The organism is Microbacterium sp. cf046 (assembly GCF_900114345.1).
GTDB lineage: Bacteria > Actinomycetota > Actinomycetes > Actinomycetales > Microbacteriaceae > Microbacterium.
On sequence record NZ_FOZJ01000002.1, the window covers coordinates 498,403 to 522,164 of the forward strand.

Annotated in this window: 21 protein-coding genes; 15 read left to right on the forward strand and 6 right to left on the reverse strand. The window is 68.5% G+C overall.

The features are described from left to right. Positions 1–20: 20 nt before the first annotated feature. The gene (locus tag BM349_RS08600; RefSeq protein ID WP_175525252.1) at positions 21–866 is read right to left on the reverse strand and encodes a response regulator transcription factor; all 846 of its coding nucleotides are present in this window, start codon (positions 864–866) and stop codon (positions 21–23) included. A gap of 394 nt (positions 867–1,260) precedes the next feature. Between BM349_RS08600 and coaE the strand changes: the two genes are divergently transcribed. From coaE to uvrB, 3 genes are read left to right on the forward strand one after another with little or no spacing between them, the layout of a single operon-like run. Continuing rightward, positions 1,261–1,893, forward strand: coding sequence for a dephospho-CoA kinase (coaE, locus tag BM349_RS08605; protein ID WP_091706178.1), 633 nt, complete (start codon positions 1,261–1,263; stop codon positions 1,891–1,893). 24 nt (positions 1,894–1,917) lie between these two features. Further along, positions 1,918–2,571, forward strand: coding sequence for a hypothetical protein (locus BM349_RS18750; RefSeq protein WP_091706181.1), 654 nt, complete (start codon positions 1,918–1,920; stop codon positions 2,569–2,571). A 47-nt stretch (positions 2,572–2,618) separates the two neighbouring features. Further along, positions 2,619–4,700 carry an excinuclease ABC subunit UvrB gene (gene uvrB, locus BM349_RS08615; protein WP_091706183.1) on the forward strand — a complete coding sequence of 694 codons (2,082 nt, stop codon included), beginning with the start codon at positions 2,619–2,621 and terminating at the stop codon, positions 4,698–4,700. A 190-nt stretch (positions 4,701–4,890) separates the two neighbouring features. Here uvrB and BM349_RS08620 read toward each other — a convergent pair whose 3' ends face one another. Beyond that, positions 4,891–5,127 carry a hypothetical protein gene (locus tag BM349_RS08620; RefSeq protein WP_091706184.1) on the reverse strand — a complete coding sequence of 79 codons (237 nt, stop codon included), beginning with the start codon at positions 5,125–5,127 and terminating at the stop codon, positions 4,891–4,893. 42 nt (positions 5,128–5,169) lie between these two features. On the opposite strand from BM349_RS08620, the gene BM349_RS08625 reads away from it, so the two are divergent. The 6 genes from BM349_RS08625 to whiA all read left to right on the forward strand — a co-directional run bounded on the left by BM349_RS08625 (position 5,170) and on the right by whiA (position 15,031). Then, positions 5,170–5,613, forward strand: a complete 444-nt coding sequence (locus BM349_RS08625; RefSeq protein ID WP_091706186.1) for a MarR family winged helix-turn-helix transcriptional regulator — start codon at positions 5,170–5,172, stop codon at positions 5,611–5,613. Positions 5,614–5,796: 183 nt separating this feature from the next. Further along, positions 5,797–8,109 (forward strand): bifunctional metallophosphatase/5'-nucleotidase, encoded by a 2,313-nt coding sequence (locus tag BM349_RS08630; protein WP_175525253.1) that lies wholly within the window; start codon positions 5,797–5,799, stop codon positions 8,107–8,109. A 134-nt stretch (positions 8,110–8,243) separates the two neighbouring features. Then, positions 8,244–11,141 carry an excinuclease ABC subunit UvrA gene (uvrA, locus tag BM349_RS08635; RefSeq protein ID WP_091706188.1) on the forward strand — a complete coding sequence of 966 codons (2,898 nt, stop codon included), beginning with the start codon at positions 8,244–8,246 and terminating at the stop codon, positions 11,139–11,141. A 20-nt stretch (positions 11,142–11,161) separates the two neighbouring features. After that, complete coding sequence (gene uvrC, locus BM349_RS08640; protein WP_091706190.1) at positions 11,162–13,063, forward strand: excinuclease ABC subunit UvrC; 1,902 nt, start codon at positions 11,162–11,164, stop codon at positions 13,061–13,063. A 25-nt stretch (positions 13,064–13,088) separates the two neighbouring features. Continuing rightward, positions 13,089–13,985 (forward strand): RNase adapter RapZ, encoded by an 897-nt coding sequence (rapZ, locus tag BM349_RS08645; protein WP_091706192.1) that lies wholly within the window; start codon positions 13,089–13,091, stop codon positions 13,983–13,985. A 68-nt stretch (positions 13,986–14,053) separates the two neighbouring features. Beyond that, positions 14,054–15,031, forward strand: a complete 978-nt coding sequence (gene whiA, locus BM349_RS08650) for a DNA-binding protein WhiA (protein WP_091706195.1) — start codon at positions 14,054–14,056, stop codon at positions 15,029–15,031. A gap of 6 nt (positions 15,032–15,037) precedes the next feature. Here the strand turns inward: whiA and BM349_RS08655 are convergent, their stop codons facing one another. Further along, positions 15,038–15,886: a PhzF family phenazine biosynthesis protein gene (locus BM349_RS08655; protein ID WP_254773795.1), complete on the reverse strand. Its 849-nt coding sequence runs from the start codon at positions 15,884–15,886 to the stop codon at positions 15,038–15,040. Positions 15,887–16,024: 138 nt separating this feature from the next. Between BM349_RS08655 and BM349_RS08660 the strand changes: the two genes are divergently transcribed. The 6 genes from BM349_RS08660 (at position 16,025) to BM349_RS08685 (ending at position 20,447) form a co-directional block, all read left to right on the forward strand. Continuing rightward, a complete protein-coding gene (locus BM349_RS08660; protein ID WP_091706197.1) occupies positions 16,025–16,651 on the forward strand; it encodes a superoxide dismutase in 627 nt (208 codons plus the stop codon). 106 nt (positions 16,652–16,757) lie between these two features. Beyond that, positions 16,758–17,768, forward strand: a complete 1,011-nt coding sequence (gene gap / locus BM349_RS08665) for a type I glyceraldehyde-3-phosphate dehydrogenase (RefSeq protein ID WP_091706198.1) — start codon at positions 16,758–16,760, stop codon at positions 17,766–17,768. Between the two features lie 21 nt (positions 17,769–17,789). Beyond that, positions 17,790–19,004 carry a phosphoglycerate kinase gene (pgk, locus tag BM349_RS08670; protein WP_091706201.1) on the forward strand — a complete coding sequence of 405 codons (1,215 nt, stop codon included), beginning with the start codon at positions 17,790–17,792 and terminating at the stop codon, positions 19,002–19,004. Further along, complete coding sequence (gene tpiA / locus BM349_RS08675; protein ID WP_091706203.1) at positions 18,995–19,783, forward strand: triose-phosphate isomerase; 789 nt, start codon at positions 18,995–18,997, stop codon at positions 19,781–19,783. Before pgk ends, tpiA begins: the two co-directional genes overlap by 10 nt. 59 nt (positions 19,784–19,842) lie before the next feature. After that, positions 19,843–20,091, forward strand: coding sequence for a preprotein translocase subunit SecG (gene secG, locus BM349_RS08680; protein ID WP_091706206.1), 249 nt, complete (start codon positions 19,843–19,845; stop codon positions 20,089–20,091). Then, the gene (locus BM349_RS08685) at positions 20,091–20,447 is read left to right on the forward strand and encodes an RNA polymerase-binding protein RbpA (protein WP_091706209.1); all 357 of its coding nucleotides are present in this window, start codon (positions 20,091–20,093) and stop codon (positions 20,445–20,447) included. Before secG ends, BM349_RS08685 begins: the two co-directional genes overlap by 1 nt. A gap of 9 nt (positions 20,448–20,456) precedes the next feature. On the opposite strand, the gene pgl is transcribed toward BM349_RS08685, so the two are convergent. Genes pgl through zwf form a run of 3 tightly spaced genes read right to left on the reverse strand, consistent with a single transcriptional unit; the run spans position 20,457 to position 23,732 of the window. After that, positions 20,457–21,239, reverse strand: a complete 783-nt coding sequence (gene pgl / locus BM349_RS08690; RefSeq protein ID WP_091706212.1) for a 6-phosphogluconolactonase — start codon at positions 21,237–21,239, stop codon at positions 20,457–20,459. Beyond that, a complete protein-coding gene (locus BM349_RS08695) occupies positions 21,232–22,185 on the reverse strand; it encodes a glucose-6-phosphate dehydrogenase assembly protein OpcA (RefSeq protein ID WP_091706214.1) in 954 nt (317 codons plus the stop codon). Before BM349_RS08695 ends, pgl begins: the two co-directional genes overlap by 8 nt. Then, positions 22,182–23,732 (reverse strand): glucose-6-phosphate dehydrogenase, encoded by a 1,551-nt coding sequence (zwf, locus tag BM349_RS08700; RefSeq protein WP_091706216.1) that lies wholly within the window; start codon positions 23,730–23,732, stop codon positions 22,182–22,184. Before zwf ends, BM349_RS08695 begins: the two co-directional genes overlap by 4 nt. Positions 23,733–23,762 lie beyond the last annotated feature (30 nt).

Below are 23,762 nucleotides of genomic sequence, written 5' to 3' on the forward strand. Positions count from 1 at the left end.
CGCCGCCGGCGCAGCGGGCCTCAGGCGGTGAGCCGGTATCCCACACCGCGCACGGTCTCGATCCAGCGCGGACTCGCGGGCGACTCGCCGAGCTTTCGGCGGAGGTTCGCGACGTGCACCTCGATCGCGCGCGCGTCGCTGTCGCTGACGAACTCGACGCCCGTGTACTGCTCGCCCCGCAGCATGAGGGCGAGGTCGGATTTCGCGCGGACCCGCCGGCCCGACCCGAGCAGATCGGCCAGGATGTCGAACTCGCTGCGCGTGAGATCCAGGTCGGCGCCGTCGACCGTCACGATGCGGGTGTCGGGGTTGAGGCGAACGCCCTGATGCTCGAGCCACCCCACCGGAGTCTGGTCCGGGCCGGCCGCCACCGGCATGGGCGTCGTCGCGAGGTGGTGGCGCGGGCGACGCAGCATGGCGTCGATGCGTGCGCGCAGCTCACGCGGCCGGAAGGGCTTGGCGACGTAGTCGTCCGCGCCGGCCTCGAGCCCCTGCAGGGCGTCGATCTCCTCGGTGCGGGCGCTCAGCATCACGATGTAGGTCGAGCTGACTGCTCGAATGCGCTTGGCGGTCTCGAAGCCGTCCATCCCCGGCATGTTGACATCGAGCGTCGTGACGAGAGGCTGGTGCTGGCGGATGAGCTCGAGGCCGTCCTCGCCGCTGCCGGCGCCGTACACGGTGAAACCCGCCTGCGCGAGGACGGCCGAAAGGAGCGACCGGATGTCTTCCTCATCCTCGATCACGACCGCGACGCGCGACTCTTCCACCATTGCACCTTCCGGCGCACGAGAGACGATCGCCGGCGCCTGGACGTCGGTCAGGATATCCCAGAATGCGGTCTGGAATCTGCGGTCGGTGTCGCTCATGCCGGCCGGGCCACGGCGCCGGCACGAGCGACACTCCGCGTGAGGCGGGAGGTCGGCCCCATCGCCTCCGCCTCCGCAGAAGCCCGAAGAACGGTATGGGATGGCGATCGCCCCCACGATCGCCATCCCGCCGTACCGAGAGCGGATCCCGTGCGTCGCATCGCGCCCCTGCGGCGCGAACGGACGACCGCGTGATGGGTGGACGCCACACAGTCGCGTCCACCAGTCATCGCACGCCCTCCCCCAGACGCCGTCCGAGGATCCGCTTTCAATCGGGTTGCCACCGACGATACGGCGACGGACTCAAGCCAGGCTCAGGGCGCCCTCAGGACTGGCTGAGGTTCTCGCGGATCCGCTGCGCCGGCACGGGTGCGCGGCATGGCATCCTCGATGCATGCCACTGGTCGCACTCACCGGGGGGATCGCCTCGGGCAAGTCCACGATCGCCCGCCGCCTCGCGGAGCACGGAGCGGTCGTCGTCGACGCCGACCAGGTCGTGCGAGACGTGCAGCAGCCGGGATCCGCGGTGCTGGCCGCGATCGCGGCGGAATTCGGCGAGGAGATGCTGCATCCGGACGGCTCGCTGGACCGTGCGGGCCTGGGCTCGCGGGTGTTCGGCGACGCGGAGGCGGTCACACGGCTCAACGCGATCGTGCACCCCGCCGTGCGGCAGGAATCGAAGCGGCAGTTCGACGAGGCGTTCGCGGCGGACCGTGATGCGGTCGTCGTGTACGACGTGCCGCTCCTCGCCGAAGCCCGGCTCGGCGACCCGTGGGACCTCATCGTCGTGGCGCACGCGCCCGTCGAGGTGCGAGCGCGCCGACTCGTCGAGCTTCGGGGCCTCAGCGCCGCCGACGCGGCGGCCCGGATCGGGTCGCAGGTGTCAGACGAGGAGCGGCTGCGGATCGCCGATGTCGTCATCGACACCGCGGGATCGCTCGAGGAGACTCGCGAGCAGGTCGATGAGCTGTGGGGCTCTCTGTCCAGGCGCATCGAGGACAGGCGGGCCGGGCGCCGCGTAAACTGATCGCACCAGCGATGGAGGTGCGCCATGGGATTCCTCTCGAAGTTCCGCCGCCGCAAGAACCCGTACGCGGCGGTCACCGAGGAAGAGCAGATCGCGCGATACGTCTACCTGCTCAACACGCTGCCGGCGAGCGTCATCGAAAGTGCGCACGCCGCCGCGTTCAAGGATCTCTCCTCGTCCCAGCGGCGCGAGATGCTCGAGCAGCTCCGGCCGTTCATGTCGGATGCCGAGCGCTCCGCGCCCTCCGACGACCCGAATCTGCTCGCGAAGCTCGTCCGCCGCGCAGAGGAGCGCCGGACGGCTCGTGCAGCGGCCGGTGCCGGGCCGGACGCCGAGGCCGAGGCATCCGTCCGCACGACCACGGCGACCGTGGACCCGAACTACGTCGATCCGCGTACGGTCATGGCGCAGACGGGCGTGATGAGCCTCGTCGCGTATCAGTTCCTGCTCACGAGCTCCGTCTCGGCGTACTTCACCGTCGGCGCCGGCTCGCTGGCGATCGGCGATCAGCCGGGATGGGTGGGCGACACGTTCGATCCGGGATCGGCGGGCGGCATCGACGCCGCGGGCGCCGGCGGCTATGACGGCGGCGGAGGCTTCGACGGAGGCGGCTTCGGAGGCGGGTTCGACGGCGGCGGCTTCGGCGGTGGCTTCGACGGCGGCGGTGGCTTCGGCTGAGGGCGAACGCCCGCCGCGATGTCGGGGGCCCCGCATAATCTGGTCTGATGCAGACGACACGATCCGTGCGGCCGTTCGAGGTCGTCAGCGAGTACGTGCCCTCGGGCGATCAGCCGCAGGCGATCGCCGACCTCGCGGCCCGCATCAATGCGGGTGAGACCGATGTCGTGCTGCTCGGCGCGACCGGAACCGGCAAGTCGGCGACCACGGCCTGGCTGATCGAGCAGGTGCAGCGCCCGACACTGGTGCTCGCCCACAACAAGACGCTCGCCGCTCAGCTCGCGAACGAGTTCCGCGACCTGATGCCCCACAACGCCGTCGAGTACTTCGTGTCGTACTACGACTACTACCAGCCCGAGGCATACGTCCCGCAGACCGACACCTTCATCGAAAAGGACTCGTCGGTCAACGCCGAGGTCGAGCGACTGCGCCATTCGACGACGAACTCGCTGCTGAGCCGCCGCGACGTGATCGTCGTCTCGACCGTGTCGTGCATCTACGGCCTCGGGGCTCCCGAGGAGTACATGCGCGCCATGGTGGCGCTGCAGGTGGGGGAGCGGTACGACCGCGACGCCCTGATCCGCAAGTTCATCGCGATGCAGTACAACCGCAACGACGTCGACTTCTCCCGCGGCAACTTCCGCGTCCGTGGCGACACGATCGAGATCATCCCGGTCTACGAGGAGTACGCGATCCGGATCGAGCTGTTCGGAGACGAGATCGAAGCGCTCTACATGCTGCATCCGCTCACCGGCGATGTCGTGCAGCGCCTGGACTCGGTGCCGATCTTCCCGGCATCCCACTACGTCGCCGGGACCGAGACAGTGCAGCGCGCGATCGGCACGATCGAAGCGGAGCTGGAGGTGCGGCTGAAGGAGCTCGAATCGCAGGGGAAGCTCCTCGAGGCGCAGCGCCTCCGCATGCGCACGTCGTTCGATCTCGAGATGCTGCAGCAGCTCGGGTTCTGCTCCGGGATCGAGAACTACTCGCGCCACCTCGACGGCAGGGCGCCGGGAGAGGCGCCCCATTGCCTGCTGGACTTCTTCCCCGATGACTTCCTCGTCGTGATCGACGAGTCGCACGCGACCGTTCCGCAGATCGGCGCGATGTACGAAGGCGACGCCTCGCGCAAGCGCACCCTCGTCGAGCACGGGTTCCGCCTGCCCAGCGCGATGGACAACCGCCCGCTGCGCTGGGACGAGTTCAAGGACCGCGTCGGCCAGACCGTGTACCTCTCGGCCACCCCCGGCCGGTACGAGATGGGCATCGCGGACGGCGTCGTCGAGCAGATCATCCGGCCTACCGGCCTGGTCGATCCGCAGATCATCGTGAAGCCGTCGAAGGGGCAGATCGACGACCTGCTCGAGGAGATCAGGGTGCGGGCGTCGCGTGACGAACGCGTGCTCGTCACCACCCTGACCAAGAAGATGGCCGAAGAGCTCACCGACTTCCTGGGTGAGCACGGGGTGCGCGTCCGGTACCTGCACTCGGATGTCGACACGCTGCGCCGAGTCGAGCTGCTGACCGAGCTGCGGGCAGGGGTCTACGACGTGCTGGTGGGCATCAACCTGCTCCGTGAGGGTCTCGACCTGCCCGAGGTGTCGCTGGTCGCGATCCTGGATGCCGACAAGGAGGGCTTCCTCCGATCGGGGACCTCGCTCATCCAGACGATCGGCCGCGCCGCGCGCAATGTCTCCGGCGAGGTGCACATGTACGCCGACACGGTGACCGACTCCATGCGGGCGGCGATCGGCGAGACGGACCGGCGCCGCGAGAAGCAGGTCGCGTACAACGTCGAGAACGGCATCGATCCGACGCCGCTGCGCAAGAAGATCGCGGACATCACGGATGTGCTCGCCCGCGAGGGCGCCGACACGGCGGCGATGATGTCGAAGCGCAATGCCGCCAAGCTCAAGTCGGGCAAGGGCAGGTCGCCCACGCCGCAGCTCCGGCGCGAGGGGATCGCCGCAGAGGGAGCAGAGCAGCTCGAGGCCACGATCTTCGACCTGTCGAATCAGATGCTCGCGGCCGCCGGCGAGTTGAAGTTCGAGCTCGCGGCACGCCTGCGCGACGAAGTGCAGGACATGAAGAAGGAGCTGCGCGCCATGGAGCGCGCCGGCCACGCCTGAACACGCCGTTCGTCAAGGGGGGAGCGCAGCGTCTCCGATGACGCCTGAACACCCCCGTTCGTTGAGCGAGGAGCGCAGCGTCTCCCACCACGCCTGACACCCCCGTTCGTTGAGCGAGGAGCGCAGCGTCTCCCACCACGCCCGAACACCCCGTTCGTTGAGCGAGAAGCGCAGCGACGAGACGAAACGCCTAGGGGCAGTGCATCAGCGGCTTCGGACCGGTCCGATCGAAGGTGTGCGCCGTCATCGGCGCGCCGCACAGCGGGCATGCGCGCTCTGCACGCTCTGCGACGCTCGGCGGGGGAGTCGTCTCATACGGTCCGACTGCGGCCGGTCCCGCGAGGCGGATGAGCTTGGCGTTGATCCACGCGTACCAGCCACCCGCCTCCTCAACCTGGCGGCGGACCGGGATCCTGTCACTCGTCATGTATTTAGTGTATTAATCATTTGTGCACGATAGGATGAAACTATGACGGACGACATCCTGGCGCTCGAGAATCAACTGTGCTTCGCCGTCGTCACAGCCGCGCGCAACGTGGTGTCGGTGTACCGGCCCGTGCTGGAGCCGCTGGGGCTCACGCATCCCCAGTACCTCGTGATGCTGGCCCTGTGGGAGCGCTCGCCCCGCGCGCTCGGTGAACTCGCGGGGGAGCTGGCGATGGAACCGGCCACGCTCTCCCCGCTCGTCAAGCGGCTCGAGGCGCAGGGCCGGGTCACCCGCTCGCGCCGCGCCGACGACGAACGCGTGCTCGACATCTCGCTCACGGACGACGGCCGGGTGCTCCGCGAGCGGGCGCTCGAGGTTCCAGGGCGGATCATGGAACGGGTCGGGATGGATGCCGCCGAGGTGACACGACTGCGCGATGCGCTCGTGCGTTTCGCCGGGCGCACTCCGATCGGCATCCCCGACTGACCTTCGCGGGTATCGGTTCTGTTGCATACCGATGAACTCTCCGCCACCCCCTTGGAATACTCTCGGCGGCCTCTTAGGCTCGGCAGAGGTGCGGCGCAGCCCGATGCGGTATCCAATCAGGAGACCCTGACGATCGCGCGCTGGACCGTCGTCCCCCATCGGTCCGATCACAGAGGATGCTTCATGCGATCTCGGTCAGAAACTCGGTCGCACAACGACCGTTCCACAACCCCCACCCGCCGGAGGATCGCCGTCGGCGCCGCGGCCACCGTATTCGCACTGGCTGCCGGCGCGATCGCAGCACCGGCGGCGCAGGCCGCAGATCCGGTGCTGATCGACCTCGTCACCGTCAACGACTTCCACGGTCGCATCGAGGCGTCCGCGCCTTCGGGCGGCATCGCCGCACTCGCCACCGCGGTCAACCAGATCCGCGCGACGAACCCGAACACGGTCTTCGCGGCCGCCGGCGACATGATCGGCGCGTCGACGTTCACCTCCTTCATCCAGAACGACGTGCCGACGATCGAGACACTGAACGCTGCCGGCCTCGACGTGAGCGCCGCAGGCAACCACGAGTTCGACAAGGGCTGGGAGGACCTCCGCGACCGCGTGCTCCCGATGGCCGATTGGGAGTACATCTCCGCCAACGTCTGGGACACCGAGACCGACGACTATGCGCTGGCTCCGTACTGGACCGAGACGCTCGGCGGCATCACGATCGGCTTCATCGGCGCCGTCACGGAGGAGCTTCCCGCTCTGGTCAGCCCGGCCGGCATCGCCACCCTCGACGTGAACCCCGTCGTGGAGAGCGTGAACGCCGTCGCCGACCAGCTGTCGGACGGCGACGCAGCAAACGACGAGGCCGACGTGCTCGTCCTGCTCGTCCACGAGGGTGCGACCCAGCCGACGCTCGCGTCGGCGACCGACCTGAACACGCCGTTCGGCAAGATCGTCGCGGGTGTCTCGGACGACGTCGACGCGATCGTCTCGGGGCACACTCACCTCGCGTACAACCTCGTGATCGACGGTCGCCCGGTCATCTCGTCCGGCCAGTACGGCGAGCGCTTCAGCGACATGAAGATCCAGGTGGACCCGGACACCAAAGAGATCCTCTCGATGTCGAACACCACCTACGCGATGTACACCCAGCCGGCAGGGACCCCGCCGCCGCCGCCGGTGCCGAACTACATCCCCGGCCCCGCCGAGCAGCCCATCGTGACGCTCGTCGCCGAGGCCGTCGCGTATGCGAAGGTCGCCGGCGGAGTGAAGGTCGGCGACATCACGGCGAGCTTCCAGCGCGGCCTTCAGCCGCGCACGCCCACGCCGGCCGACCCCTCCACGATCCAGGAGGCGCGCGGCGCCGAGTCGACGCTCGGCAACTTCGTCGCAGACGTGCAGCTCGACCAGACCCAGGTCCGGTTCCCCGACACACAGCTCGCGTTCATGAACCCTGGCGGTCTTCGCGCGGACATGAAGTACCCGAGCAGCGGAGCCGATGACCCCGACGGGAACGTGACGTATGCGGAGGCGGCCGGCGTCCAGCCGTTTGCCAACACGCTGGTGACGCTGACCCTGACCGGCGCACAGGTCAAGTCGGTGCTCGAGGAGCAGTGGCAGCCCTCCGGCGCGTCACGCCCGTTCCTGAAGCTCGGCGTGTCCAAGGGCCTGACCTACGTGACGGACTACGACGCCCCCGCAGGCTCGCGGATCACGAACCTCGAGTTCAACGGTGTGCCTGTCGATCCTGCCGCCCAGTTCCGCGTGGTCGTGAACTCCTTCCTGGCCTCCGGCGGCGACAACTTCGTCACGCTGGCTCAGGGTACGGATCGCGCCGATTCCGGTCTCGTCGACCTCGAGGCGATGGTGAGCTGGTTCGCCACGAACGGTGAGGCCTCTCCCGACCTGGCGCAGCGCTCGATCGGCGTCGAGCTCACCGGAGGCACCACCGGCGTCTACAGCGCCGGACAGACGGTGAAGGTGAACCTGTCGTCGCTCGACTTCACGCAGACCCCGACGCCCGCCGGCACGGTCACTGTGGCCGTCGGCGGCGTGGAGGTCGGCACTGCACCGGTCGACAGCTCGCTGGTTCCACTCACCGACGAGGCCGGACGCGCCTCGCTCGAGATCGTCATCCCCGACGGCACTCCGACCGGAACGGTTCCGCTCACGATCACCACCCCGACCGGTACCTCGTTCGACGTTCCGATCGAGATCGTGCAGGGGATCAAGACGACGATCACCGCGAAGTCGTCGGGTGGCAAGAACGGCGATCCGTTCGTCATCACCGCCACGGTCAAGGCGCGGGGAACTGTCGCGACCGGGGAGGTGGGGATCTACATCGACGGCTTCCCGCCGGCTCTCGGAACGCTGCAGGATGGGCGCGTGACGTTCCAGCTGCCGGACCTCGCACGGGGCAAGGTGCAGGTGCACCTGGTCTACTTCGGCGACGGCGCGTTCGAGGCGTCCGAGACGACGCTGAAGCTCAACGTCAAGTAGGCGATCGCCGTTGAACGGATGCCGCGGGGCTCAGGCTCCGCGGCATCCGTTCTCCGTCGTCTGCGCAGGTACCACACGATGCGCCATCGGCGAACCCCGCGACCCGTGTCGGAGCCCCCGCCTAGACTTGGACAGTGCCCATCGTCCCTGTCGCCGCGCCCGGAAACTCCAGTGGAAGACTCAGCGTCCGTGGCGCTCGCGTCCACAATCTGAAGAACGTCGACCTCGACATTCCGCGCGATTCGCTCGTCGTCTTCACCGGGCTGAGCGGGTCGGGCAAGTCCAGTCTCGCGTTCGACACGATCTTCGCCGAGGGGCAGCGCCGCTACGTCGAATCACTGAGTGCGTACGCCCGCCAGTTCCTCGGTCAGGTCGATCGTCCCGACGTCGACTTCATCGAAGGGCTCAGCCCGGCCGTCAGCATCGACCAGAAATCGACCAACCGCAACCCGCGGTCGACGGTCGGCACGATCACCGAGATCCACGACTACATGCGCCTGCTGTGGGCGCGGATCGGCGTGCCGCACTGCCCCGAATGCGGCGAGGTGATCCAGCGCCAGACCGTGCAGCAGATCGCCGACCAGCTGATGGAGCTGCCGGAGAAGACCCGCTACCAGATCGTCGCTCCGGTCGTCTCGCAGAAGAAGGGCGAGTTCGTCGACCTCTTCAAGGAGCTCTCGGCGAAGGGCTACGCCCGCGCCGTCGTCGACGGAGAGCTCGTCCAGCTGGCCGAGCCGCCCGCACTCAAGAAGAGCTACAAGCATGACATCGCGGTCGTGGTCGACCGTCTGGTCGCGAGCCCCGAGATCCTCAGCCGGGTCACCGATTCGGTCGAGACGGCCATCGGCCTCGCCGGCGGGATCGTCCAGGTCAATTTCGTGGACGAGGAGGGCGATGCCGCCTGGCAGTCGTTCTCCGAGAAGCTCGCGTGCCCGAACGGCCACCCGCTGCAGCTCACCGAGATCGAGCCGCGCACCTTCTCGTTCAATGCGCCGTTCGGCGCCTGCCCGACCTGTTCCGGCCTGGGCACCCGCATGTCGGTGGACGTCGACCTCATGCTCGGCGATGAGGAGGCCTCGATCCGCGAGGGCGTGCTGATCCCGTGGACGACGCAGGGCAAGGGCCTGTTCCAGTACTACGAGCGCCTCCTCGAGGGCCTCGCGGCCGACCTGAACTTCTCGCTGGACACCCCGTGGCGCGACCTGCGACTCGACGTGCAGGAGGCGGTGCTCCGCGGCGAGAACTACAAGGTCACGGTCAAGTGGAAGAACCGCTACGGCCGGGAGATGCGGTATTCGTCCGGGTTCGAGGGCGTCGTCCCGTACATCGAGCGTCAGTACGTGCAAGCCGACTCCGACTCGCAGCGCCAGCGCTGGTCGGAGTATCTGCGCGAAGTGCCGTGCCTCGCCTGCAACGGCGACCGGCTCAAGCCGGAGGTGCTCGCCGTCCTCGTGCACGGCCACTCGATCGCCGACGCCTCGCGCCTGAGCCTTGCCGACGCCCAGGAGTATTTCGCTCAGCTCGAGCTCACCGAGCGCGAGGCGAAGATCGCGGCGCAGGTGCTGCGCGAGATCCGGGCGCGGCTGAACTTCCTGCTCCAGGTGGGCCTGAACTACCTGAGCCTCAGCCGGTCCGCAGGGTCGCTCTCTGGCGGCGAGGCGCAGCGCATCCGGCTCGCGACCCAGATCGGCTCCGGCCTGACCGGTGTGCTGTACGTGCTGGACGAGCCGTCGATCGGCCTGCACCAGCGCGACAACCGCCGATTGATCGAGACCCTCCTCACCCTGCGCGACCTGGGCAACACGCTCATCGTGGTCGAGCACGACGAGGAGACCATCCACGCGGCCGACTGGGTCGTGGACATCGGGCCGCGAGCCGGAGTCGACGGCGGTCACGTCGTGCATTCCGGTCCGCTCTCGGAGCTCCTGAACGACACGCGATCGATCACCGGCGACTATCTGTCCGGCCGCCGCTCGATTCCGACGCCCGCCAAGCGCCGGCGGATCGACAAGAAGCGGATGCTGACCGTCGTCGGCGCCCGCGAGAACAACCTGCGCAACGTCACCGTCGACTTCCCGCTCGGCGTGATGACGGCGGTCACCGGCGTCAGCGGATCGGGCAAGTCGTCGCTCGTGAACGGCATCCTGTACGAAGTCCTGGCCACCCGGCTCAACGGTGCTCGCCGCATCGCGGGCAAGCACACCCGCGTCACCGGCCTCGACAACCTCGACAAGGTGGTGCATGTCGACCAGGCCCCGATCGGACGCACCCCGCGGTCCAACCCGGCGACGTACACCGGCGTGTTCGACCGCGTCCGGACGCTGTTCAGCGAGACCCCTGAGGCCAAGGCCCGCGGATATCAGCCCGGCCGTTTCAGCTTCAACGTCAAGGGCGGGCGCTGCGAGGCCTGCTCCGGCGACGGCACGATCAAGATCGAGATGAACTTCCTGCCAGACGTCTACGTCGACTGCGAGGTGTGCCACGGAAAGCGGTACAACCGCGACACGCTCTCGGTGCACTACAAGGGCAAGAACATCGCCGAGGTGCTCGAGATGCCGATCGAGGAGGCCGCCGAGTTCTTCGAGCCGATCCAGGCGATCCATCGCTACCTGAAGACCCTCGTCGACGTCGGTCTCGGCTACGTGCGACTCGGCCAGTCGGCGACCACCCTGAGCGGCGGGGAGGCGCAGCGTGTCAAGCTCGCGACCGAGCTGCAGCGCCGCAGCAACGGCCGCAGCGTGTACGTGCTGGACGAGCCCACCACCGGCCTGCACTTCGAAGACGTGCAGCGGCTGCTCGAAGTGCTGAACAGCCTCGTCGAGAAGGGCAACACGGTCATCGTCATCGAGCACAACCTCGATGTGATCAAGTCGTCCGACTGGATCATCGACCTCGGCCCCGAGGGCGGCTCCGGCGGCGGTGAGGTCGTCGCGACGGGAACCCCCGAGCAGGTCGCACGAGCGGAGGGCAGCCACACCGGCGCGTTCCTCGCGGAGGTGCTCGGCCTGTCCGCGGTGCGCAAGGCCGGCTGAGCCGTGGTCGAAGACTGAGCATGCCCGCATCACGCCCCACCGTCGCGTACAAGCCGCGCCCGGGCGAGATCCCCACCCATCCCGGTGTCTACCGATTCCGGGATGCCGCGGGACGAGTCCTGTACGTCGGCAAGGCGAAGAACCTGCGTTCCCGCCTGTCGAACTACTTCGCGCCGCTGCACACCCTCCACGAGCGCACCCGGCGCATGGTCACCAGCGCGGCATCCGTGGAATGGACCGTCGTCGCGAGCGACGTCGACTCCCTGCAGCTCGAGTACATGTGGATCAAGGAGTTCGATCCGCCGTTCAACGTGCGCTACAAGGACGACAAGTCGTACCCGTTCATGGCGATCACCCTCGCCGATGAGGCGCCGCGGGTCATCGTCACCCGCAATCGGCGCATTCCCGGGGCGAAGTACTTCGGCCCGTACCCGAAGGTCTGGGCGGTGCACGACACGATCGACCTGATGATCAAGGTGTTCCCCATCCGCACGTGCAGCGACGCGAGCTACAAGAAGGCGATGGCGACCGGGCGGCCCTGCTTCCCCGGGCAGATCGGCCGGTGCGGCGGCCCGTGCTCGATGAAGGTGACGATCGAGGAGCACCGCGCGATCGTCGACGACTTCATCGCGTTCATGTCCGGCGGCGACCAGCGATTCGCCAAGGAGCTGAACGCGCGGATGCGGGAGGCTTCTGCGGCGATGGACTACGAGGCCGCCGCCGTCTACCGCGACCGGCTCGTCTCGATCGACGCCGTGCTTTCCAAGAGCGCGCTCGTGCTGGCGGCCGACACCGACGCCGACCTGTTCGGCATCGCCGAGGACGAGCTGAACGCGACCGTGCAGCAGTTCGTCATCCGCGGCGGCCGGGTCCGCGGTGTGCGCGCGACCACGATCGAGAAGGAGCTCGACATCTCGGGCGGCGACCTCGTCGATCAGGTGCTCCAGCGGGCCTACGGGGACGCCGCACCGGTCGACATCCCGCGCCAGGTGCTCGTCCCGGTCCTGCCCGACGATGCCCCGGACTTGGAGGCATGGCTGCACGAGCGGCGCGGCAAGCTGGTCTCGATCCAAGTGGCGCAGCGCGGCCGGAAGTCCGAGCTGCTCAAGACCGCGACGCTGAACGCGCAGCAGGCGCTCATGATCCACAAGACCCGGCGCACGAGCGACTACGTCGCGCGGACACAGGCCTTGACCGACCTCCAGGAAGCCCTCGGGCTGGCGGAGGCGCCGCTGCGCATCGAGTGCTACGACGTGTCGCACCTGAGCGGGACGAACGTGGTCGCGTCGATGGTGGTGTTCGAGGACGGCCTGCCCCGCAAGGACCAGTACCGCAACTTCGGCGTGCCCGAGACGACCGACGACACCGATTCGCTGTATCAGGTGCTGACCCGGCGGCTCGCCTACCTCGACCGGCCCGACGAGCAGCCCGAGCCGGAGCCGACCGAGGACGGAACAGTCACGACGACCCGCAAGCGCCCGCGCTTCGCCTACCCGCCGCAGCTGCTGGTGGTGGACGGCGGCAAGCCTCAGGTCGAGGCCGCCGCGCGCGCCCTGGCGGATGCCGGACACGAGGAGATCGCGCTGTGCGGCATCGCGAAGCGACTCGAGGAGGTGTGGATGCCGGGGGAGGAGTACCCGGTCATCCTGCCGCGCACGAGCGAGGCCCTGTACCTGCTGCAGCGGCTGCGCGACGAGGCGCACCGGTTCGCGATCACCCATCAGCGGCGCCGGAGGCGGCGCGACATCCAGAGCGTGCTCGCGGAGATCCCCGGTCTCGGAGAGGCTCGGATCAAAGCCCTGCTGCGCCATTTCGGGTCCGTCGCGGCGCTCAGACGCGCCACCCCAGACGAGATCGCCGAACTGCCGGGAGTCGGTCCGAAGCTCGCCGCCGCGATTCATGCCCACCTCACGAATGGGTAGGCTGAAGCCGACGACGGGGGTGGTCATGACGGACGCTGAGGACAGCGCCTCGGTGCGCAGCGACTCGGGTGAGGTGCTGATCGTCACGGGCATGTCCGGTGCCGGCCGGTCGACGGCCGCGGACGCCCTGGAGGACCTCGGCTGGTACGTGGTCGACAATCTTCCGCCGCAGATGCTGCGCCCGCTGCTCGACCTCACGGCGCTCGCGGCGAGCGCCCTTCCGCGCGTCGCCGTCGTCGTCGACGTGCGCGGACGCGACCTGTTCGCGGAGCTGCCCGAGATCACGCGCGCACTGCGGCGCGGCCGACCGGTCCGCGTGATGTTCCTCGACGCCTCCGACGAGGTGCTCGTCCGGCGGTTCGAAGCTGTGCGCCGCCCGCATCCCCTCCAGGGCGACGGCACGATCCTCGACGGCATCCACCTGGAGCGGCAGCGTCTGGCGGCCGTGCGCGAGAGCGCGGATGTGATCATCGACACATCCGGTTTCAACATCCATCAGCTGGCCACCCAGGTGATCGACATGTTCTCCGCCGAGGGCGCTGCGCGCCACACGGTGACGATCGTCAGTTTCGGATTCAAGTACGGTCTGCCTCCGGATGCCGATCTGGTCGCCGACATGAGGTTCCTGCCGAACCCGTTCTGGAACGACGAACTTCGGTCCCTCACGGGTGAGGACGAGGAGGTGCGCGATTTCGTCCTTGCACAGCAGGGCGCGACCGAGTTCCTCGACTCGTACACGGCGGCGCTCGAGCCCGTGCTGGACGGCTATCAGCGCGAGAACAAGGGCCACTCGGTCGTGGCCGTCGGCTGCACCGGCGGGAAGCACCGCTCGGTGGTCATGGCGCGCGAGCTGGCCGCCCGGCTGTCGTCACTGCCCGGCGTCGCGGTGCGTGTCAAGCACCGCGACTTGGGTCGTGAGTGAAACGGGGTCACGAGTAGGCTTGACCCTCGTTCCCACCCACCATCCGCACATCTGTCGCGAGGAGATCCGTGTCGTTGACCGCTGACGTGAAGGCTGAACTGACGGCCGTCCGCGACGCGAGCCCGAGCGCCCGCGTCGCTGAGCTGACGTCTCTGCTGCGCTTCTCGGGCGGCCTGCACTCGATCGCGAACCGGGTCGCAGTCGAGGCCGAGCTCGATTCGGACGTCCTGGCCCGGCGCGTCGCCCGCGACCTCATGGAGATCTACGGTGTCCGGCCCGAACTCGTGAACGTGCAGGGGTCCGGCGCGCGAAACGGCAGTCACTACGCGGTCCGGGTGATCGAGGGGGGCGAGACGCTCGCGCGTCAGACCGGTCTGCTCGACCAGCGGCGCCGGCCCGTCCGCGGACTGCCCAACAAGCTCACGACCGGCTCCCGGGGCGACCTCGCCGCCATCTGGCGTGGGGCCTTCCTCGCGGCCGGCACCCTCAGCGAACCCGGCCGATCGGCCGCGCTCGAGATCACCTGCCCCGCGCCCGAGGCGGCGATGGCCCTCGTCGGTGCGGCGCACCGGCTCGGCATCCCGGCGAAGGCCCGCGAAGTGCGCGGCGTTCCCCGCGTCGTCGTCCGCGAGGGGGAGGCGATCCGCGTCGCCCTCGCCCGGATGGGGGCCGAGCGCGCGGCGAGCGACTGGGACCAGATGCGGCAGCGCCGCGAGGTCCGCGCCGGCGTCAACCGCCTGGTCAACTTCGACGATGCGAATCTGCGCCGATCGGCGCAGGCCGCCGTCGCCGCGTGCGCGCGGGTGGAGCGTGCGCTCGAGATCCTCGGCGAAGAGGTGCCCGAGCATCTGCGCGAGGCGGGCGAGCTGCGCCTCGCGCACCGCGACGCGAGCCTGGACGAGCTCGGCCACCACGCCGACCCGCCCCTCACGAAGGACGCTGTCGCCGGACGCATCCGCCGTCTTCTTGCGATGGCCGACAAGAAGGCCGAGCACGACGGCATCCCGGACACCGAAGCTGCGGTGCCCGTCGGCGTCGAGGACTGACCGGCGTCAGCGGATCGGCACTGCGGTGCCCGAGACCGTGATGCCTCCGGTCGCCGGTACGTCCACGGCGAGCTCGCTCGGACGACCGACGTGCCTGCCCTGCTCGATCACGATCTGCGCGGGCGGGCGCACGGCTCCGGTCGCGCGCAGATACGCACCGGTCGCGGCAGCTGCGGCGCCGGTGGCCGGATCCTCGATGAGGGTCCCGACCGGGAAGATGTTGCGTGCCTCCCAGCGCTGCCCGCCGAGGTCGCGCAGCACGATGATGGTCGCGGGCCAGCCCTCGGTATCCATCAGTGTGCGCGCCGCGGACGGATCGAACGTGAACCCGTCGAAGTCCGCGGCGTCGGCGAGCACGATGATCGGATGCCGATTGCCGGCGAACGCGAGACGCGGCGGGTGTGCGGGGTCGAGATCTGCGCGTTCCGCTCCGATCAGTCCGAGGACGGCGTCGAGCGCACCGTCGTCGATCGGTTCGACGTACGGCTCGACGCTCGTGAACGACGCTGTCCGCACGACCCCGTCGGTGCGCGTCGTGATGGCGACTTCTCCGACCTCGGTCGCGAACGCGAACATGCCGTCGCCCTCCGCCTCGGCGAGTGCGATCGCGGTGGCGACGGTGGCGTGACCGCAGAAGGGGACCTCCGCGACAGGCGAGAAGTACCGGATGCCCCGGCGCCTGCCCGAGCCGGCGACGAACGCCGTCTCCGCGTACCCCACCTCCGCCGCGATCCGCTGCATGTCCGCATCCGGCAGCCCATCGGCATCGAGCACGACACCCGCGGGATTGCCTCCGGCCGGGTCGCTCGAGAACGCCGCCCACCGCTGCACCACCGGCATCATCGGATTCGTCATCGGGCGATCGTAGCGCCGTTAGTCGCTGTCATAGAGGGAAGCAACCCCGGTGCCGCCGCGTTGGCGCTAACTAGGATGGATACGTCATTCTCGCTGCGCCGAGGAGTATCGGCTCAGCGCCGACAGGAAGAAGAGAACATGGCGAACTACACGTTGCCCGACCTCCCCTACGACTACGCAGCCCTCGAGCCGCACATCAGTGCGACGATCATGCAGCTGCACCACGACAAGCACCATCAGGCGTACGTGACCGGCGCCAACACGGCGCTCGAGCAGCTTGCCGAAGCGCGCGACAGCGGCAACCTCGCGAACGTCAACAAACTCGAGAAGGACCTGGCGTTCAACCTCGGCGGGCACACCAACCACTCGATCTTCTGGACCAACCTCTCGCCGGACGGGGGCGACAAGCCCACCGGCGACCTCGCGTCCGCAGTCGATGACCACTTCGGGTCATTCGACAAGTTCACCGCGCACTTCACGGCCGCCGCGCTGGGCGTCCAGGGCTCGGGCTGGGCGGGGCTGTTCTGGGACTCGATCGGCGAGAACCTGATCGTCCAGCAGTTCTTCGACCAGCAGTCCTCGTTCGCTGCCGGGTCCGTGCCCCTGCTGCTTCTCGATGTCTGGGAGCACGCGTACTACCTGGACTACAAGAACGTGCGCGCCGATTACGTCAAGGCGTTCTGGAACATCGCGAACTGGGCGAACGTCCAGCAGCGCTTCGCGGTCGCCCGCGAGCAGACCTCGGGCCTGCTGGTACTGTCATAGCGAGTGTGGGCGTCCCGGCGGGATGACCCCGCCGGGACGCCGTTGTCCATCCTCTGCAACCGCAACAAGCGCGTTCTCGCGCACGACACATCTCAGGAGAACTTCCGTGGCTGTCAAGATCGGAATCAACGGCTTCGGCCGCATCGGACGCAATTACCTCCGCGCGGCACTCGCGCAGGGGGCAGACCTCGACATCGTGGCGGTGAACGACCTCACCGACAACAAGACGCTCGCGCACCTGCTCAAGTACGACTCGGTCAGCGGCCCGCTCGCAGAAGAAGTGACCTACGACGCAGACTCGATCACGGTCGGCGGCAAGAAGATCAAGGTCTTCGAAGAGCGCGACCCGGCGAACCTTCCCTGGGGCGAGCTCGGCGTCGACATCGTCATCGAGTCGACCGGACGCTTCACCAACGCCGAAGACGCCAAGAAGCACATCGCGGGCGGCGCGAAGAAGGTCCTCATCTCGGCGCCGGCCACCGGCGACGACGTGACCGTCGTCATGGGCGTGAACGAGGGCGACTACGACCCGGCGACCGACGTCATCATCTCGAACGCCTCCTGCACGACGAACTGCCTCGCGCCTCTGGCGAAGGTCTTCAACGACGCGTTCGGCATCGAGCGCGGCTTCATGATGACCGCCCACGCCTACACCGCAGACCAGAACCTGCAGGACGGCCCGCACAGCGACCTGCGCCGCGCGCGCGGCGCCGCGATCAACATCGTCCCCGCCTCGACCGGTGCGGCCAAGGCCATCGGCCACGTGCTGCCCGAGCTGAACGGCAAGCTCAGCGGCTCGTCCTACCGCGTGCCGGTGCCCACCGGCTCCATCGTCGACCTGACGATCGTCACGCCCACCGAAGGCCTCACCGTCGACCAGGTCAACGCGGCCTACAAGGCCGCGGCAGCCGACGGCCGGCTGGCGGGCTACCTCGAGTACACCGAGGACCCGATCGTCTCGAGCGACATCCAGGGCAACCCGCACTCGTCGATCTTCGACTCCGAGCTCACGAACGTCAGCGGCAACCTGGTCAAGGTCTCGGCCTGGTACGACAACGAGTGGGGCTACTCCAACCGGCTCGTCGACCTGACCGAGTACGTCGCCGAACGCATCTAAGCCCCTCAGAAGCAAGCGATCATGCCTCTGCGCACCCTCGACTCGCTGGGTTCGCTCGCCGGCAAGCGCGTCATCGTCCGCTGTGATCTCAACGTCCCCCTGAAGGACGGCGCGATCACGGACGATGGCCGCGTGCGGGCGTCGCTGCCCACCCTGAACGCGCTCATCCATCAGGGCGCCCGCGTCGTCGTCTGCTCGCACCTCGGACGCCCGGAGGGCGCCCCCGATGCGCGGTACAGTCTCGCGCCCGTCGCCCAGCGGCTCTCCGAGCTGCTCGGCAAGCCCGTCGCCTTCGCCCTCGACACGGTGGGGGAGTCGGCTCACGACGCCGTCGCCGCCCTCGAGGACGGAGACGTCGCGGTTATCGAGAACCTCCGCTTCAATCCCGGGGAGACGGCGAAGGACGACGCCGAGCGTCGGGCGTTCGCGGAGGAGCTCGCCGAACTCGGCGACGTCCTCGTCTCGGACGGGTTCGGGGTCGTGCACCGCAAGCAGGCAAGCGTCTACGACCTCGCCGAGATCCTGCCGTCCGCGGCCGGACTCCTGATCGCGGCGGAGCTCGACGTGCTCGATCGTCTCACCGAGAACCCCGAGCGGCCGTACACGGTCGTCCTGGGCGGCTCGAAGGTGAGCGACAAGCTCGGCGTCATCTCGCACCTGCTGCCGCGCGTCGATCGGCTGCTCATCGGCGGAGGGATGCTGTTCACGTTCCTCGTCGCGCAGGGCCACAATGTCGGCGCGAGCCTGCTCGAGGCGGATCAGCTCGACATCGTCCGGCAGTACCTCAAGACCGCCCAGGAGTCGGGGGTCGAGATCGTGCTGCCCACCGATGTCGTCGTCGCATCGAAGTTCGGAGCCGACGCGGAGTACGTCGTGACGGCGGCCGACGCCATCGAGGACACCCCGTACGGCGCTTCGGGTCTCGGCCTGGACATCGGGCCCGACACGGCGGCGCGCTTCGCGGAGGTCATCCGTGACAGCCGCACGGTGTTCTGGAACGGCCCGATGGGCGTGTTCGAGCTCGCACCGTTCGCGGCAGGCACGAAGGCGGTCGCGCAGGCCCTGACCGAGGTCGACGGCCTCAGTGTCGTCGGCGGCGGCGACTCGGCTGCCGCGGTGCGGCAGCTCGGCTTCCAGGACGACCAGTTCGGTCACATCTCGACGGGCGGCGGAGCAAGCCTGGAATTCCTCGAGGGCAAGAAGCTCCCCGGACTGGAGGTCCTCGGATGGCAGTAGCGAGAGTCCCGCTCATCGCGGGCAACTGGAAGATGAACCTCGATCACCAGCAGGCGATCGCATTCGTGCAGAAGCTGCACTGGGCGCTGAAGGAGGCCAAGCACCTGGACGGAACCGTCGAGGTGGGGCTCTTCCCCCCGTTCACCGACCTGCGCACCGTGCAGACCCTCCTGGATGCCGACAAGATCCCGTTCGCCCTCGGCGCGCAGGACCTGTCGACGAAGGACTCCGGTGCGTACACGGGCGAGGTCTCGGGTGCGTTCCTCAAGAAGCTCAACTGCACGTACGTGATCATCGGCCACTCCGAACGCCGCGAATACCACGCCGAGACCGACGAGATTGTGGCGGCCAAGGTGCAGGCGGCCCTGCGTCACGGACTCGTCCCGGTCATCTGCGTGGGCGAGACGCTGGAGCAGCGCGAAGAGTCCGGACCCACGGCCATCTCTGTCGGGCAGCTGGAAGTCGCGCTGGAGGGCGTCCCCGCGAGCGCCGAGATCGTCGTGGCGTACGAGCCCGTGTGGGCGATCGGCACCGGTCAGGTCGCCTCGCCCGAGCAGGCGCAGGAGGTCTGCGCTGCACTGCGCGCCGTCATCGCCGCCAAGCTCGGTCAGGATGCCGCCGACCGCACGCGTGTGCTCTACGGCGGATCCGTCAAGTCGGGCAACATCGCGAGCTTCATGCGCGAGCCCGACGTCGACGGCGCGCTCGTGGGTGGCGCGAGCCTCGTCGTGGACGAGTTCGCGGCGATCATCCGGTTCCAGAAGCACGTCGGCGTCTGACCGGCGCTTATACTGGAGAATCGTGCGCCCGACAGGGGCGCGGTGAAAGGCTTAGATCTGTGCAGATCCTCGAGTTCGTCCTGCAGGTGCTCCTGGGCATCACCAGCCTGCTGCTGACCCTTCTCATCCTGCTCCACAAGGGGCGCGGTGGCGGCCTCTCCGACATGTTCGGCGGCGGCATGACCTCGGCACTCGGCTCCTCCGGGCTGGCTGAGCGCAACCTCAACCGGTTCACGGTCATCCTGGCGCTGGCGTGGTTCGTGTCCATCGTGGCCCTCGGCCTCATCACGAAGTTCCAGAGCGTCTGATGGCCACCGGCGGAAATGCGATCCGGGGCACGCGCGTCGGCGCGGGCCCGATGGGCGAACAGGACCACGGCTTCCACGCGGAGCGGATCGCGATCTCCTACTGGGACGCCCTCGGCAACGAGACGGTGCGCTACTTCGCGGCCGGCATCCCCGAAGAGGAGATCCCGGACACGATCGACTCGCCGCACTCCGGTCTTCCCGCCGGGCGCGACAAGGAGAACCCTCCTGCGCTGGCCAAGACCGAGCCGTACAAGACCCACCTGGCATACGTGAAGGAACGCCGCACCGAGGAAGAGGCCGAGCAGCTCCTCGACGACGCGCTCAAGCAGCTGCGGGAGCGTCGCGGTCAGGATTGAGCGGCCTGCTCAATACTCCTGGTCGATGAGCTCCGGCGGCACCTGCGAAGCCGCCGCCTCGTCGACGAAGAAGATCGTCCGCTTGCGCCCTTTCGCGCCCGCGACGGGCACGCTCGCATAGCTGGCTCCCGCGAGCGCGAGGCCCAGGGCTGATGCCTTGTCGGTGCCGGCAAGCACGAGCCACACGCGTCGCGAGCCGTTGATCACCGGACGGGTCAGCGAGACCCGCTCGGGCGGCGGCTTCGGCGAGTCGCGCACGGGCACGGCGACGAGGTCGGTGATCAGGATCTCGGCGCGATCGGGGAACAGCGAGGCGATGTGGCCGTCCGGTCCGACGCCGAGGAAGCAGATGTCGAACGACGGCCACGGCGTGCCGTCCTCCTGCGGAAACCGGGCGAGCTCAGCGGCGTACCGCTCCGCCGCGGCATCCAGGTCGAGACCCTCGTCGCTGGCAGCCATCGTGTGGATGTTCTCCGATGGGATCTCCAGCTCATCCAGCAGCGCGTCCTGGGCCAGCAGGTCGTTCCTGTCGGCGTGGCCGCGGGGGACGAACCGCTCATCGCTCCACCAGAAGTGCACGCGCGACCAGTCGACGCGGTCGCGTCGCGGGTGACGCGCGGCCGCGGCGAGCACCGCCGACCCCATCGACCCTCCGGTGAGCGACACGTGGACCAGGGCTCCGTCGGCGCTGCACTTGGCGAGGCGGTTCACGAACCGTGCGGCGACGGACTCAGCGAGAGCGGTGGGATCAGCGCTGATCACAACCCGCTTCTCGTTGCTGAATTCAGCCATGCGTCTCCTGCGTCGCCGGTTCCAAGAGCTCCCAGCCCTCGGTGATCACTCGACCATACAGGACGTCCGGATCGAGGCGCCGGAGCTCCTCCGCGAGGCACTCGCGAAGCGTGCGGCGAGGCAGCACGAGGTCGTGCTCCGGCTGGCCGGGCTGCGTCAGGCAGGCGATCGCGGGGGATGAGCGCTCGAGCACGACGTCACCGCCGGCGCGGGTCAGTCGCACCGACTTGATCCCGTCGCTCCACTCGTCCTCCGGCAGGTAGCGCCAGTCCACCGGGACGTCGAGCATGAGACGCAGCCAGGCGGCCAGCAGTGCCGTGGACGGCGAGCTGGCGGCGCCGCGCACCTGGACGGCGGTGACCGCATCGTACGGCGGCTGGTCGAGCACGGCGGCGAGCTGTTCGCGCCAGTGCGTCAGTCGCGTCCAGGCGAGATCGGTGTCGCCGGGCGCCTGGTTCTTGCCGAGTGAGGCGACCCACGCTGCGGGATCCGATTTGGTCGCGGCATCCGTGATCCGTCGCTGCGCGATCCGGCCGATCGAGGTCGTCGAGGGTGACTCGGGCGTCTTGTTCGGCCACCACACCACGACCGGCGCGTCGGGCAGGAGCAGACCGGTAACGAGGCTCTCGAGGTTGGAGCTGCCCGCTTCGCCGAAGGCGCGCAGGGTGATGACCTCGCTCGCGCCGGCGTCGCCGCCGACGCGGATCTGGGCGTCCAATCGCGAATCGGTGTCGGTGCTCCCGTCGATCATGACCACGATCACGCGCATGGGGTGCTCGCGCGACGCGTCGTTGGCGGCCTCGACGACCTCCTCGAGCGACCCTTCGCGAGTGAGGATGATCAACGTCAGGACGCGGCCCAACGCGACGGCACCGCCCTCTTCGCGGACGTTGACGAGCGCCCGCGAGATCTTACTGACGGTGGTGTCGGGCAGGTCGACGATCACGGCCGCCTCCAGGTGCGTCCATCGCGGGAGAGCATCTCATCCGCGGATTTCGGTCCCCACGATCCGGGGGCGTACTGCTCGAGCGGTCCGCCCTGGGCAGTCCAGAACTCCTCGATCGGGTCGAGGATCTTCCAGGAGAGCTCGACCTCCTCGTGGCGGGGGAACAGGGGAGGGTCGCCCAGGAGGACGTCGAGGATGAGCCGCTCGTACGCTTCGGGACTCGCTTCGGTGAAGGCGTGCCCGTAGCCGAAGTCCATCGTGACGTCGCGCACCTGCGCACCCGCACCCGGCACCTTCGATCCGAATCGGATCGTCACGCCCTCGTCGGGCTGGACGCGGATCACGAGCGCGTTCTGGCCCTGCCCGGAGGTCTGGCTGCGCGAGAAGAGCTGTTCCGGTGCACGCTTGAACACGACGGCGATCTCGGTGACGCGCCGGCCGAGCCGCTTGCCGGTGCGGAGGTAGAACGGGACTCCGGCCCACCGTCGCGTGTTGACCTCGAGCGTGATGGCCGCGTAGGTCTCGGTCGTGGACTCGGGGTTCATCCCGTCCTCTTCGAGGAATCCGAGGACCTTCTCGCCGCCCTGCCAGCCGCCGGCGTACTGGCCGCGCGCGGTCGAACGGGCCAGATCCTTGGGGAGGGTCACCGCCGCGAGCACCTTCTCCTTCTCGGCACGCAGGTTCTTCGCGTCGAACGAGATCGGCTCCTCCATGGCCGTCAGGGCCATGAGCTGGAGCAGGTGATTCTGGATCACGTCACGCGCCGCGCCGATGCCGTCGTAGTAGCCGGCGCGGCCGCCCACCCCGATGTCCTCGGCCATCGTGATCTGGACGTGGTCGACGTAGTTCGCATTCCAGATCGGCTCGTACAACTCGTTGGCGAAGCGCAGCGCCAGGATGTTCTGGACCGTCTCCTTGCCGAGGTAGTGGTCGATGCGGAAGATCGAATCGGTCGGGAACGCCGAGCGGAGCGCGTCGTTGAGTGACTGCGCCGAGGCGAGATCGTGGCCGAACGGCTTCTCGATCACCACACGGCGCCAGCGCTCGGGCTGGTCTGCGGTGTCATCGACCAGGCCCGATGCCTTCAGCTGCTCCGCGACGAGCGGGAAGTCCTTCGGCGGGATCGAGAGGTAGAACGCGTGGTTTCCCATCGTGCCGCGCTCGACGTCGAGCTTGTCGACCGTCTCACGAAGGCGACGGAACGCGTCCGGGTCGTCGAACTCCCCGGAGACGAAGCGGATGCCCTGCAGCAGCTGCTGCCAGGTCTCCTCGCGGAACTCCGTGCGGGAGTGATCCTTGACCGCTTCCCGCACGACCTGCGCGAAGTCCTGGTCCTCCCAGTCGCGCCGCGCGAAGCCGACGAGTGCGAACCCGGGCGGCAGGAGCCCTCGGTTGGCCAGGTCGTACACCGCGGGCATGAGCTTCTTGCGCGAGAGGTCTCCGGTCACGCCGAAGATCACGAGCGCGCTCGGCCCGGCGATCCGGTTCAGCCGGTGATCCTCCGGGTCGCGCAGCGGATTGTGGCCGCGCGAGATCTCCACGGTCATTGGGCGTGCACCGTCATGTCGGGTGGGCTC